14 protein-coding genes are annotated in these 13734 nt (G+C 55.1%); 4 read left to right on the forward strand and 10 right to left on the reverse strand.

Features of this window, described 5'->3' with window-relative positions; translation table 11 throughout:
• Positions 1–124: 16S rRNA (cytosine(1402)-N(4))-methyltransferase (gene mraW / locus PGR91_RS11785; RefSeq protein WP_270399357.1), on the reverse strand; the 124-nt coding region annotated here is incomplete at its 3' end.
• Between the two features lie 102 nt (positions 125–226).
• Between mraW and PGR91_RS11790 the strand changes: the two genes are divergently transcribed.
• The 3 genes from PGR91_RS11790 (at position 227) to PGR91_RS11800 (ending at position 2520) form a co-directional block, all read left to right on the forward strand.
• The gene (locus PGR91_RS11790; RefSeq protein WP_118657066.1) at positions 227–1063 is read left to right on the forward strand and encodes a 1-acyl-sn-glycerol-3-phosphate acyltransferase; all 837 of its coding nucleotides are present in this window, start codon (positions 227–229) and stop codon (positions 1061–1063) included.
• A 54-nt stretch (positions 1064–1117) separates the two neighbouring features.
• Entirely contained in the window at positions 1118–2026 is a 909-nt protein-coding gene (locus tag PGR91_RS11795; RefSeq protein WP_101573346.1) for a GNAT family N-acetyltransferase, read from the forward strand.
• Between the two features lie 128 nt (positions 2027–2154).
• Positions 2155–2520, forward strand: a complete 366-nt coding sequence (locus PGR91_RS11800; protein ID WP_118657010.1) for a response regulator — start codon at positions 2155–2157, stop codon at positions 2518–2520.
• A gap of 35 nt (positions 2521–2555) precedes the next feature.
• Here the strand turns inward: PGR91_RS11800 and PGR91_RS11805 are convergent, their stop codons facing one another.
• Genes PGR91_RS11805 through PGR91_RS11815 form a run of 3 tightly spaced genes read right to left on the reverse strand, consistent with a single transcriptional unit; the run spans position 2556 to position 6038 of the window.
• Positions 2556–3734: a glycosyltransferase family 2 protein gene (locus PGR91_RS11805; RefSeq protein WP_101573349.1), complete on the reverse strand. Its 1179-nt coding sequence runs from the start codon at positions 3732–3734 to the stop codon at positions 2556–2558.
• On the reverse strand, positions 3731–4849 hold the full coding sequence (locus tag PGR91_RS11810; RefSeq protein ID WP_055206132.1) for a glycosyltransferase family 4 protein: 1119 nt from the start codon (positions 4847–4849) through the stop codon (positions 3731–3733). Before PGR91_RS11810 ends, PGR91_RS11805 begins: the two co-directional genes overlap by 4 nt.
• A 13-nt stretch (positions 4850–4862) precedes the next feature.
• Complete coding sequence (locus PGR91_RS11815; RefSeq protein ID WP_118657012.1) at positions 4863–6038, reverse strand: acyltransferase family protein; 1176 nt, start codon at positions 6036–6038, stop codon at positions 4863–4865.
• Positions 6039–6313: 275 nt separating this feature from the next.
• Here PGR91_RS11815 and PGR91_RS11820 point away from each other — a divergent pair, with 275 nt between their 5' ends.
• Positions 6314–7381 (forward strand): endonuclease/exonuclease/phosphatase family protein, encoded by a 1068-nt coding sequence (locus PGR91_RS11820; protein ID WP_118457186.1) that lies wholly within the window; start codon positions 6314–6316, stop codon positions 7379–7381.
• 175 nt (positions 7382–7556) lie between these two features.
• Here PGR91_RS11820 and PGR91_RS11825 read toward each other — a convergent pair whose 3' ends face one another.
• The 6 genes from PGR91_RS11825 to PGR91_RS11850 are packed head-to-tail and all read right to left on the reverse strand — an operon-like array spanning position 7557 to position 13733.
• Positions 7557–8405, reverse strand: a complete 849-nt coding sequence (locus PGR91_RS11825; protein ID WP_118657014.1) for a glycosyltransferase family 2 protein — start codon at positions 8403–8405, stop codon at positions 7557–7559.
• Positions 8406–8422: 17 nt separating this feature from the next.
• Positions 8423–9574 (reverse strand): glycosyltransferase family 4 protein, encoded by a 1152-nt coding sequence (locus PGR91_RS11830; RefSeq protein WP_118657016.1) that lies wholly within the window; start codon positions 9572–9574, stop codon positions 8423–8425.
• Positions 9575–10705: a glycosyltransferase family 4 protein gene (locus tag PGR91_RS11835; protein WP_118657018.1), complete on the reverse strand. Its 1131-nt coding sequence runs from the start codon at positions 10703–10705 to the stop codon at positions 9575–9577.
• A complete protein-coding gene (locus PGR91_RS11840) occupies positions 10702–12150 on the reverse strand; it encodes a lipopolysaccharide biosynthesis protein (protein WP_118657020.1) in 1449 nt (482 codons plus the stop codon). Before PGR91_RS11840 ends, PGR91_RS11835 begins: the two co-directional genes overlap by 4 nt.
• A gap of 12 nt (positions 12151–12162) precedes the next feature.
• Positions 12163–13095, reverse strand: coding sequence for a glycosyltransferase family 2 protein (locus PGR91_RS11845; RefSeq protein WP_147387411.1), 933 nt, complete (start codon positions 13093–13095; stop codon positions 12163–12165).
• Positions 13096–13121: 26 nt separating this feature from the next.
• Positions 13122–13733, reverse strand: coding sequence for an acyltransferase (locus tag PGR91_RS11850; RefSeq protein ID WP_118457180.1), 612 nt, complete (start codon positions 13731–13733; stop codon positions 13122–13124).
• Between the last annotated feature and the right edge of the window lies 1 nt (position 13734).

The following is a 13734-nucleotide window of genomic DNA, read 5'->3' on the forward strand; positions in this document are numbered from 1 at the left end:
GCTCCAGAATCCCGCGCGAATGCCCGCCGCCGCCGAAAGTCAGGTCTACGTAAACCCCGCCTGAACGTATGTTCAGCAAATCGATACTTTCGGCGAACAGCACCGGCACATGGTAGGACTCCATAACGACAAGGTTAAAATTTCGCGGATAAAAGTACAAAATTTACCCGAAACCGTTCCAATGAACCGGGAATATCTTAATTTTGCGCAAAATCAACCCAACGTGATGTCCGACGAGAAAACGCTTACCGTCGATCTGGAGAAAGTGATCCGGGATAAAAATCCGGCGCTGGCGCGTTTGTTACCGCGCTTCGTAGTGGCCTATCTGAAACGCACGATCCACCAGGACGAAATCAACCGTATTTTGCAGGCTTATTCGCACCTCGAACCGATCCCGTTCATCCGCGCGGCGCTGGCGGATATGGGTATCCGTTACCGGGCGGTCGGGCTCGAAAAGCTGCCGCGCGAAGGACGCTACCTGTTCGCTTCGAACCATCCGTTCGGCGGCATGGACGGCATGATGCTGTGCGACGAACTGGAGCGCCATTTCGGATCGGTCAAAATCATCGTCAACGACCTGTTGATGCACCTCACGCCGCTCAATCCGCTCTTCATCCCGGTCAACAAGCACGGCCGGCAGAAGGCGCAGTACGCCGAACTGCTCCGGGAAAACCTGCAAAGCGACGTGCAGGTCGCCACGTTCCCGGCCGGGCTCTGCTCGCGCCGGCACCGGGGCGTCGTGCGGGATTGCCCGTGGCGACCCAGTTTCATCAAAAACGCGATCGAAAGCCGCCGCGACGTCGTTCCGGTCTATTTCGAAGGGGAACTGTCGTCTTTTTTTTACAACCTGTCCAACTTCCGCACCGCCGTGGGCATCCGGGCCAATCTCGAAATGCTCTACCTGCCCGACGAGATGTTCCGCCAGCGAGGAAAAGATTTCCGCATCCGCTTCGGAAAACCGGTGCCGTGGCAGCGGCTCGACGACGGGAAGCCCGCGAAAGTATGGGCGGAACGGCTCCGGGAATACGTATATAAACTTAAAAACGAACAAAAAAACGGCTAAATATTACTTTGTCGATTTGTTTTTATATTTTTGCTCATCCAATCAAAACACCCGATGAAACCACTGATCGACCCCGTCCCGACCGATTTGATAGAAGCAGAATTGACCCGGGAACGCTTTCTGCGCCCGACCAATAACGGAGACAATGAAATATACGTCGTCACAGCCGGCGACAGCCCGAACGTAATGCGGGAAATCGGACGGCTCAGGGAAGTGTCGTTCCGCGACGGCGGAGGCGGCACGGGAGCCGACACGGACATCGACGAATACGACCTCGATCCGGAAGGATACCGGCAGTTGATCGTCTGGGATCCGAAACAAAAGGAGATCGTCGGCGGATACCGCTTCATCATTTCGCATTCGTCGCATCCGAAATGCATGTCGACGGAACACTATTTTCGTTTCACGGACAAATTCCGCGAGGAATACCTGCCCTACACGATCGAACTGGGACGGTCGTTCGTACAGCCTCATTACCAGGGCTCGCGCAGCAACCCGAAAGGGCTTTACTCGCTCGACAACCTGTGGGACGGACTGGGAGCGCTGGTCGTGAACAATCCGGACATGCGCTACTTTTTCGGCAAAGTCACCATGTACGGCTCGTACGACAAAGAAGCCCGCAACATCCTGCTCTATTTCCTGCGCAAACATTTCCCGGATCGCGAAAACCTGGTCGAGGCCATTCACCCGATCGTCCTCGATTTCGACGTCGAAAAGATGGAAGCGCTGTTCTGCGGCGGCAGCTATGCGGAAGACTACAAAACGTTGATCCGCGAGATCCGCAATTACCGTGAAAACATCCCGCCGCTGATCAACTCGTACATGAGCCTTTCGCCATCGATGCGCGTTTTCGGAACGGTCGTCAACCCCGATTTCGGGAATGTCGAGGAGACCGGGATACTGATTACGATCAGCGACATTTATCCCAAAAAATCGGAGCGGCATTTCAAAATAAGGAAATAGCTCGTCCAGAACGTGTTGTATCCCCAAAAAGCGCAAAATCCAGAAAAAAAGCAATTTCCGTGGAAATCATTGCTTTTATGGAAAAAATTGGCTTATTTTGTAACGTTTAATTAATCCTATCGGTAGTAATGGCAGACAATCGACCCAAGGAAATATTGGTTGCGGAAGATACGGACAGTAACTTTCTGCTGGTGTCCATCATCTTAAGGAAAGAGTATACCGTTTTACGGGCATACAACGGCATCGAAGCCATCGACGTTTACAAAAAAGAGCAGCCCGACCTGATCCTGATGGACATCAAAATGCCGGAGATGGACGGACTGGAAGCATCCCGCGCAATCCGGGATATCGATCCGGAAATCCCGATCATCGCACTTACTGCCAACGCTTTCGACAGCGACAAGCAAAAAGCGATCGACGCAGGCTGTAACGACTACATGGCCAAGCCCATCGTCGTGGGACAGTTGACCGCAATGATCAAAAAATACATCTAAGCCGATTTTCCGGACGTCATCGGGCGGGTCTGCGATCAGGCCCGCTTTGCTTTTTCCCACGCGCCCGAACCCGATCCCCGTTTTTTCCGCAAATAGCAGAAACCGCGGATCACGTTCACGTTCATAAAAAGGAAATAATACGGCACGAACAAGTACTTGTTGCGGATCGCCCGGGTCGCCAGGTAATATCCTCCGAGGGCGGCGGCGTAAAACGCCAGTTGCAACGCCAGGAACGTAATGTACAACGGCGATCCGCTAAAGGCCAGCGCCGCATTGACCGGCAACAGCAAAAAAAGCAGCAGCGGAGTGAGCGACCAACGCAGCACCCGGTGCGATAAGAACATGAAACTGACCACGCCGTAACGAAAGACATTCAGCAGCGGTCGCAGACGTCCGATCGACTGCAGGCCGCCGGCGCAAATACGCACCTTGCGCTTCTGCTCTTCCTTCATGTCGGACGAAGCGCCTTCGATGGCATAGGCCGTATCGCAATAAGCGATGCGGTATCCTTTCTGCACGATCCGCAGCGAGAGGACGAAATCGTCCAGCAGCGTATCGTTCTCCATCCGCTCGAAGAGGCCGCGCCGCACGGCAAACAACTCGCCGGCCGCCCCCATCGCGGAGTACAGCCGCCAGTCGAGCCGCTTCAGCGCCGACTCGTATTTCCAGTAAAGGCCTTCGCCTCCGGCAGCCGCGCCGTCGAGCCGCCGCACGGCGATCCGCTTTTCGCCGGCCACGCATCCCACCGTCGGGTCGGAAAAGCAGCGCACGATCTCACGTATCGCCTCCCGGTTCAACATCGTATTGGCATCGGTAAACACCACCAGCGACGTTTCGACGAATTCGATCCCGCGATTCAACGCCGCCGTTTTCCCCTGACGTTCGGGCTGAAAAAATACCTCGACCTCCGGGTAGGCCTCCAGTCTCCGGTTCGTCGAATCGTCGCTTCCGTCCGTCACCCAAACCACTTTCAACCGATCGGCCGGGTAATCTAACGACCGGGTATTCGCCATCTTCTCGTCCACGACCCGTTCTTCGTTGTAAGCGGCAACGAACAGAGTCACTTCCGGCAATTCGTCCGGCATCCGCGGCTCCTTCCGGGGACGGAACGTCTCCTTAACCTTTACCAGCACCCACAACACGATGCCATAACCGATATAAGTATAAAAAACGACGAATACCGAAATCCAGAATACGATCTCCAATGCTTTCATAATCCGACCGATTTATAAACGTCCAACGTCTGTTCCGCCGTCTTTCGCCACGAAAATTGTTTTACCCGCTCCAACCCGTAAGCCCGCTGGCGTTCGTACAGTTGCGGATCGTCCAGCAACCGCCGCACTGCTCCGGCGATCTGCGTCTCGTCCGTCGGATCGACCAGCACGGCCCCGCTCCCAGCGACCTCGGGCATCGCCGAAGTGTCGGAAGTAACGACCGGTGTTCCGCAGGCCATCGCCTCCAGCATCGGGATTCCGAAGCTCTCGCGCAACGACGTATAAAGAAAAATCTTCGCTCCGCAATATACCGACGGCAGGTCGCCGTTGGGAATGTAACCGGGCAGGCGCAGCAGCGGTTTGACGTCGGAAATCTGCTGCTCCTTCAATATTCCGTCAATCACGTTTTCGGGAATATCCGCTACCAGCAGCGGCAGCGGACGCTCTGTCTGCCGGGCATACAGGGCATAGGCGCGGAGCGTGCGCGCCGTATTTTTCTTCGGATCGGTATTGCCGAGAAAAAACAGGTATTCTTTCTCCGGTAGGTATTTGCGAGTCACCTCGTACGGAGATTCGACCGGACGAAAATGACTTCCGTACCCGTTGTAAACGGCAACCAACCGGTCGCCGCCGATCTGCAGTGCACTCCCGATCCGCTCGCGCTCGTAGTTCGACACGGTGATGATCCGGCGGCATTTCGGCAGAACACGCGGGACGACGAAGCGCCTGTAATACCACCCCATGTTCTGATACCACGAAGGACTGGAACCGGAACGTTTCTCCAAGAAAATAATATCGTGCAGGGTAAGCACCAGCGGAACGTCGCACCGCAGCGGCGCCGTATTGCCGGTACAATGCAGGATGTCGGGCCCGATCCGGCGCACCGCTTCCGGCAGGCAGACCTGTTCCCAAAGCGGATAGAGCGGAGCGTTTACCGTCACGATATGCATATTCTCGCTCTCCTCGAGGCAGCGGTCTTCGCCCGCGTTGACGAGGATGAAATATTCGTTTTCACGATCTATCTTCTGCAATTCCCGGATCACTTCCAGCGCGACGAAATCCATCCCATGCTTATTCACGCGGAAAATGCGCTGGGCTTCGATAGCTATTTTCATGGTATTGTACCGATTAATTCACATTCAGTTTCCCTGCAAATCCGTTTGCAGCTCTCAGCCGGACGTTCCGCTTCCTGGCGATACAGGGCCGTTCCACGACCCAGTAAAACACCGAAGCGACCAGAATCGTCAGCGGGAAGAAAACCAGAGCATGCGTAAAATAGTTCGCCACGTAACTTTCCGACCACATCAGATGCTGTCCGAATACTTTGCCGAACAAGTAGAACATCGGATAGTGCAACAAATAGAACGAATAGCTCATGCCGCCCAGGACATAAACGGCCTTATGGGTCAGCATCCGGTTCAGCAAACGGCTTTTGAATACGGCGACCAGGAAAACGAAACAGCAGACCGTAAAGGCAGTGCGGTTCGGGGCGTAGGTCGTCCACAACATACCGAAAAAGACGGCCGCAGCGACCGCATCCCATACGTATGACTTCCGAAGCAGGAAATCATTATGACGCAAATAGATAAAAGCCAGCAGAAACCCGGAAAGGAACAGCGGCAGGAATACGAACACCGTCCGGTCGAGATGCAACCGCGCGATATCGTCCAGGAACAAAGCCCGTACGACGATGGCCGCCGCCGCGAGTCCCAGCAGTTTCACCAGCATGAGCGAATGGTTCGAAAATATAAAACCGATCAGAAAAGGCGCGATCAGATAGAACTGCACTTCCGCCTCCAGGCTCCAGGTGACCGGATTGAACGGAGCCCATGCCCCGTAAATCAGCGTATGCACATAAGCCACGGCGCTGAACAGGTGCGGGGATTCGCCGGCCAGCGACAAACGGTTGGCTACGACATAAAGCGTATAAAATATCACGCAAGAGAGCAGGAACGGCCAGCCGATCCGGGAAAACCGACGCCGGTAATAAACCTTTAGCTCCGTTTTTTTTTCGTGATACATGTAATGCCGCAGAAAAGGCAAGGAGATCACGAAACCGCTGATGGCAAAAAAGATCTCGACCCCGAACCCGAACCGGTTGATAAACCAGTCCCATGAAAAAAAGTCCGAAATCCCGGCGTTGAAGTTCCGGCCGACGCTCCGGCTGACATAATTATTCAAATGCAGCATGAATACCGTCAGGATGGCCAGAAAACGCAGACCGTCGATCTCCTTGATAAACAATTTCGGATCGACGGGGCGCTTGATTTTCTCCAGGATGGACTGTTTCCCTTTATTCTGCATAAATATCTGACAGACAGCATTTAACGACACCGGTTTCGCTCGACGCACCCCTCCGATAACCGATTGTCAAAATAAACACATTATCCCGGATATTCCAAGCCGTTTGCAGCATTTATTTATCGGAGCGTACGAATATCCGGCAACAGAAATACCCTATTTACCGCGTGTGCGGAAAACCGCGGCGACCGAAACGGAATAAATCCGGCTTAAATTTCGCGCTCCCCCTCCGAAAATCGCTAAAAACACTATATTTGCGATTCATTCATCGCCGCGCCATGGGGAAAAAAGCCGTCGGAACATTTATGAAACTGACCTTCAATCTGGTCATCTGCCTGGTATCGCTGATTACGATGGCCGGATATTTCGTACCGTACGCCGACCCGGCCGTTTACCCGTCGATGCCGTTTTTGGGTCTGGCGATCCCCGCCCTGCTGATCCTCTGCGCGCTGTTCATTATCTGGCTGATCTTCAAACGACAATTCATATGGCTGCTGTTCCCCATTCTGGCGATCGCAGCGAACTACCGGTATCTGAACGGTATGTTCCAGTACTCGCCCCCGGCGTCCGCCGCAGGCAAAACGATGAAAATTATGACGCTGAATGCGGGAGCCGTCCATCAAGAAGTGCGTCTGATTCTGGACGACATCCTGTTGCATGCCCGCGAGGAGGAAGTTGATATCATCTGTTTTCAGGAATTCAACGGCATCCGGGGGATGCCCGGTCTGGATTCTCTGTTCGGCGCTTACCCGTACCGGAGCGAACCGGACAGAGGCGACGGTAAACTGCTCCTGGCCGTATTCAGCAAATATCCGATCACGGACTGGCAGATAATCCCGTTCGAGAATAGCTGCAACGACGGCTTGTGGTGCGACCTTTCGATCGACGGCCGACCCGTCCGAATCGTAAACGTGCACATGCAGACGACCAGCATCACGCAGAGCCGGGCGCTCATCGAGGGCATCAAGGAGAATTACGTCATCGGAGACCTGCACGGCGTCAACCAGCTGCAAAACACCATACAAAGCAATTTCGTGAAACGAGCCGAGCAGGCCCGCCAGGTACATGCCATCGTACAATCGACCCGCTCCCCGCTGATCCTCTGCGGCGACTTCAACGACACGCCGGTATCCTATACCTACCAAACAATCCGGGGAGACCTGCTGAAAGACGGTTTCAAAAGTTGCGGAAACGGGTACGGATATACGTTCCACGGCTTTTTCGACCTGCTGCGCATCGACTTCATCCTATACTCTCAGGGAATCCATCCGGTCAGCTACTATTCGCTGCCGCAGGAATGGAGCGACCACAATCCCGTTTTCATGGGATTTACGCTCGCCGAATAGCGCCGCCGCACGGGTTCGGTCATTCGAAACGGATTTAAATTCCGAACCGGCACTCCGCGGAGGAGACACTTTCCGCACCATTTCCGGCGTCCGTTTGTTCAGGAAAAACGCACGTAAGGTTCACCTGATCTCATAACCTATCGAATCCACTATAATTCGGTTCCCATCCAGCCTTTCAGCGGACAAGGTTCGACTCGTCGTCCCGGTAACGATCCTTTTTCGTAAAATAACTTCCCATACCCTTGAGATACTTGACAATCCGCACCCGGAAACTGTTCAGGAACGAACCGTCGGCGCCGACCGTCCCGTAACCGGTCACCGCACGGGCTTTCCGGCTGCGTACGAAACCGATCCTGCCGTATTGCTTTAAGCCCAATGCCATCGACCCATCCTCGCCTCGGATAATATCCACCCGGTATCCCACTTTCCGGCCGTAGTCGGCATTGTAGGCGAACACCAACCCCCGGACGCTCAGTTCCGGCCGTTTGAACGACTGCATCCACAGGTGCGTATCGCGCATAAACTCGTAAATTTTAAGGCCCAGCCACGGGTGACCTTCGTCCGGCATGTAACTCCACAGCGACGAAACGGCGACGATCCCCGGTCTTTGCAACGCATCCGCCATCGCCTGCACATACCCCGGCGGATACATCGTGTCGGAATCGATGCAAATGTAATATTTCCCTTGGGCATATTGTAGTCCGCACCGGCGGGCATATCCGCAACTATGTTGCAGTTCGGTATGATACGGAATTCCGGACGCTTCGAAAACATCCGCCGTGCGGTCGGCCGAATCGTTATTCACGCCGATGATCTCCATCGGATATTCGCACACGCTTTCCGAAAGCGACCACAGGCATGCCGGCAGGTGCTTCTCTTCGTTATAGGCGATCACCACGACCGAAACCAGCGGCTCGTCGCTCTGCAATGTCCGAAGCCGGTTGCGGATTCCGTCCATAACCTCGGCAGGCACACCCGCGTACGGTTTTCCGTAAACGGACAGATATTTTTCGTACCATTTCATATTTCCGGCATGATCCTTTACGAAGTCACCTCATCGAAAAGCTGTCTCCATTGCTGCATAATGGTGTCGATATCGAACCGCCGCACATGTTCCCTCGCCCGGCTCCCCATCCGTTTGCGCAGTTCGTCCCGTTCGATCAACAGGCATATCTTTTCGGCCAGGTCCTCCACATCCCCGTTTTTCGCCAGCAGTCCGTCCTCGCCGTCACGGATAATATCCTTCGGCCCGCAGGGACAGGCGAACGCAACCGGAGGTACTCCGCAGGCCATCGCTTCGGCCACGACCAGCCCGAACCCTTCGAAACGCGAAGAAAGCACAAAAACGGAACTTTCGCAAAACCTACCGACCACATCGTCGGTAACGCCTTCCAAACGGCAGGTTCGCCGTAATCCGGCCTCTTCGACCATCCGCGCATAAATCGTCGGATCCCCTCCCCCGTAAATTCGCAACGTCCAGTCCGGATGACGGACCGCCACCCGTTTCCACGCTTCGATCAAAAGGTCGAATCCCTTCTGCCACGTATAACGGCCGACGGCAATCGCCTGTTTGGCCGTACACGGAGAAACACGGTCCGGTCCCGGATAGAACGGCAACGGATTGTGGATCGTCGTGACATTATCCAACTCCGTCCACAGCGCCTCGTCTTCGCGGGTCAGCACCACGAATTTTTTCAATTTTTTCAACTCCCGGATCAACTGCGCGTTCCAGTATTTTTTGACCGCATCCCGGACGAAACCGGGAAGCATCCGGTTATTGAAGTCGCGGTAATTGGAACGGTTGAAGTGGATCTCCCCGATTTTCACGCTGCCGTCCGGAACGGTATTCAGGAAATTGATGTCCCGGCGCAACAACGAAACCGTAATATCCGGCTTCAACTCGCATAACGTCGAGGTCAGCATTTTTTTGAACTTCCGCAGTCGCTTCCGGTAATAAACCAGCCGCCGATGCAACGGCAAACCGTACATCCGGTCGAAGTTCAAATCGAAATTGATCGTTTTGACCTTCGGCGAAAGTGGATAATAGAACGGCTTGTCCTTCTCTTCGGTCAGGATCACCGTCACGTCGTAACCGAACTCGTCGGCCAGGTAGTTGGCCTTGAGCGTCAGTACCCGTTCCATGCCGCTCGGAAAATGGAGCCCGGGAATCAGATATACGATTTTTTTTGCCATTTATGCCGTCTTTAACGATTCGTCGAGCACTTTGCGCATCTGATTCTCCCACGAAAGAAACCGCACGGACTCCCGGATCTCCGCGGCAGAGAAACGGCGTCCGGAACAAAAGGCCACCAATGCGCCGACGTCCAGCGGCGACTCGTCGGCCGGCGCTTTCAACACATAAGGCATCCGCTCGAAATCGCTGTCGCACTCGGAATAAACGAACGGGATTCCCCGAACCGCATACTCCCTGTTCTTCAAAGTTTTGATATATGAAATTCCGCTACGATGCCGCCCGAGACTGCCGACGGCCATATCGGCCCGGTCGAACTCCCGATCCAGCGCTTCTCCGAACAGCGGGCCGGTAAAACGCACCCATCGTTCCAATCCGTTCTGCCGAACGGTCCGGCGCAGTTCGTCGAGCGTCTCGGCCCGGCCGCGGCCCACAATGCTCAGGTACACGTCGGCCGGGCGCTGTTTGCAGGCATAATAAGCCGCCATCCCCCGTACCAAACGGTCGAACCCATGCCAGAAACTGATATCGGCTACTGCAATCAGATGCACTTCGCCGCGAACCGGATCGTGTTCCCGGCGGACCGGAATGCGTTCGAAACTGACCCCGTTGGATATGCGGATCGTCCGCTGTCCGAAAATCGAGCTTAGATCACTGAATGTCACCACAGCGCGTAATTGGCGGGCCAGCGCGCGCCGGTAAATACGGTCGATCGCCAGTTCCGTTTTTTCTTTCAGCCCCAGCGTCCGGTACTCCTGATCGTAGGGATAAGTCGGAATTTCCATCACCATCGCGATGCCGGCCCGGCGTACACGCCGGGCCATCCGAATCGTAAACGGATTGGCGTTATGATCGGAACGCATGTAAACGAAATCGAAACCGTCCTCTACGATGTAACGGGCGAGCGAACCGTAACGCCATCTTTTTTTTAATTTCCCGACGATCCCGGCGCCGAGATCCTCCACGACCCGGTCGCCGCCCATGCGTTTCCAGCGTCCCCGTTCGTCCACAGCGAGCGAACCGAGCTCGACCTGATGACCGAGTATCCGCAACGCCTCGATCTGATAGCCGATCTTCTTACTGATTCCGTTGAACGCATCGAAACCGTGGAATACGAGGAACAGGATTTTCATGACGGATTACCTTTACGTTTGAGTTTGGCCAAAATATCATATTCCCCGCTAACCTGCAGGTATACAAACAAAGTTAGTAAAAAAACGGCCCCTTTCGCCAGGATGCCGACAAGTTCCGGAGAATCTTTCGTCAGGGCCGTCGTCGCTCCCAGCAACAGCACGAGTATCCCGCTTACCGCCAGCGGCGAAACGAGCTGTCGGCAGAACCCCGACAGGCGGCTTTTCGCGAACGTCACCCGGTACATCATCCAGTAACACTGCACGAAATTGATCGTAAACGTCACGCAAATGCACCATGCGACCGCCTCCAACGATCGAAAAACGAAAATCCCGACCAGAATGCCAGCCACGTTGAGCGTCGCCGAAAACGCCCCGCTGACAAAAAGGCTCCGCGTATCGTTAGCCGCCTGGAAAATCCCGCCGGACGACGCCAGCACGATCTGTACGCCGACCGAAAGAGACAGAATCCGGAAGACCGGCACCGACGGCATCCACTGCGATCCGAAAATAATCAGCACGACTTCCTGAGCGGCGAACCACAGAAAAACCGACAGCGGGAAACCGATGAAAGCCAGCAAGCGGACAATCTTCTCATACGACGTGCGCACCCGCTGCAAATCGTGCTGGAACTCTGAAAATACCGGATGCATGACCGGACTGATCACATGCGTGATGTTTTGCAGCGGCAGCATCATCAGTCGGTACGATTTCTCGTAATACCCCAACGGAGTCATCCCCATACACTTACCGATCAGCAGTTTGTCCAGGTTCCGGCTGAAATAGTTGATCGCGTTGAACAGGAACTGGTAAGCCGAAAAACTGAATATCTTCCGGATCGCATCCAGCCCGAAGGTCGGCCGCAGCCGCTGCGGGTAGGCCCGGTACGAAAGGACGAACAGCAGGACGCTCGACAGAATCGGATTGACGATCAGCGCGTACAAACCGGCGCCGCACAGCGCCGCTACGATCGAAACCGCTCCGCCTCCGACCTGAACGACCAGATTCCGCACAGCCAGGAAACGGAAACGTTTCGCCTTGTGCAGCAGAGCGTTTGGCACGATATTGACCGAAGCGAACAGCAGGTTGACCGACAGCCACTGACACAGGCTTTTCAGGATACTTTTTTCATAATACGCGGCAATCGGCCACGATGCGGCGAAAAACAGTACGGCCAACAACACGCCCGTCCACACCGTGAACGAGTAAATCTTCGACAGATCTCCGTCGGTCAGGATCTTGTTCTGTATCACGGCAGCCCCGACTCCCAGATCGCTGAATATGCCGAAAAAACTGATAATTACGGTCGCCACCGCTACGACACCGAAATCCTCCGGCGGAATCAGGCGCGCCAGTACGCCGGCGATCACCAGCGAGACGATCAGGCCCGAATACCGGGCGACCGCCGTATAGAATACCCCCGAAAACAAATCTTTCTTTAGCGACATGCCCCGTTCCCTTCAGCGTTTGAACAAAAATACGAATAAGGTTCTCACTTTCACGTAACCGAAATAGGGAAACCCGGCCCGGACGACCCGCCATTTGTCACGCAGCGGCAGCGCATGGGCTTTCCAGATCACCGGATCGACGATATAGGAGAACCACAGCCCGACCAACCGCTTGTCGCCCGGATGCGAGCGTTTCCAAAAGCGCATCTCACGGAACGCCGTGAAATACCCCTCCATATTGCGCCGGGAAATCCGGTTCGTCATAATCGAACCCTCGCGGACCCGACGCTTGAAAAAAGCGCGCTCGATACAGCCGACTCGCGCGGCATACAGATACAGCATCGGCGTATAAAGTTCGTCCTCGTGCAGCATGTCCGGGTAAAAACGGAGTCCGGATTCCCGCAGCAGACCGAGACGAACGAAACTCAAACAGGCCGAAGGCAGGTAACGCCCTTCGCGCAGCAACAGAGCCAGCAGCTCCCGGCCATCGTAGACACGATCCCGCATTCCCTGCGTTCGTTCGTACCGGATCCCCGGAATATCCGCCCCTTCGTCGGAAAACGCCTCTGCGTCGAAAATCACGAAATCGAGACGCTGTTCCGTACATTTCCGATAACATGTCTCCAAAGCGTCTTTCTCCAGCAGGTCGTCGCTGTCCATAAAATAAACGAACTCGCCGGAGGCCCGTGCGATCCCGGCATTCCGCGCCAGGGACAATCCCCGGTTCGGTTGCGAAACGAGAACGATCCGGCCGTCCTCGTCCGCGGCCCGGCGGACGATCTCCGCACTGCAATCCGTCGAACCGTCGTCGATCACGATGATCTCGATTTCGCAACAAGTTTGATTCCGGATGCTCTGCAACGTAGCCTCCAGATACTTTTCCGTATTATAAACCGGAATCACGACGCTCACTTTCGGCTTACCTTTCTCCATTTCGTTTTCCATTCCGAACGGATCCACAGGCCCTTCGGTCAATTTTTTTTCCACAAACCGGCCTCCCGGTCGTAATACTTTACGATCCGCGCCGGATTTCCGGCCGCCACACAACACTCCGGGACGTTTTTCGTCACAACGGCACCGGCTGCAACGACGCTGTGAGAACCGATACTGACCCCGGCCAGAATCACGGCGTTGGCTCCGATCCATACGTCGTCGGCGATCACGACTTCCGACGTCGAAACGCCCTGCGCCGCAATCGGAGCGCAAATATTTTCGAAATTATGATTCAGCCCCGACACGGTAATTCCTTGGGCCAGATTGACGTCGTCGCCGATACGCACCGGCCCGATGATCGTATTGCCCAGTCCGATGCGGCTCCGGTCGCCGATACGCACCGCGCCGACCGCATTGTTGACCGTACTGAAATCCTCGATCACCGAACGCGCGCCGAGCGAAAACGGATTGAACGGAACGATATCCAACCGCGCGTTGCGGCAGACGACCGAGCCTTTCCCGCGTTCGGTATAAAACCGCCGGAACAGGCGCAACCATCCCCGCGGCCGAGTTTTGACCGGATGCACCATCGCATTCAGCAGGCGGCGCTTAAGCTCCGGATTCTGCTTTATTTTCTCTTTCAAACTCATA

Origin of the sequence: Candidatus Alistipes pullistercoris (genome assembly GCF_027665465.1) — a bacterium.
GTDB lineage: Bacteria > Bacteroidota > Bacteroidia > Bacteroidales > Rikenellaceae > Alistipes_A > Alistipes_A hominis.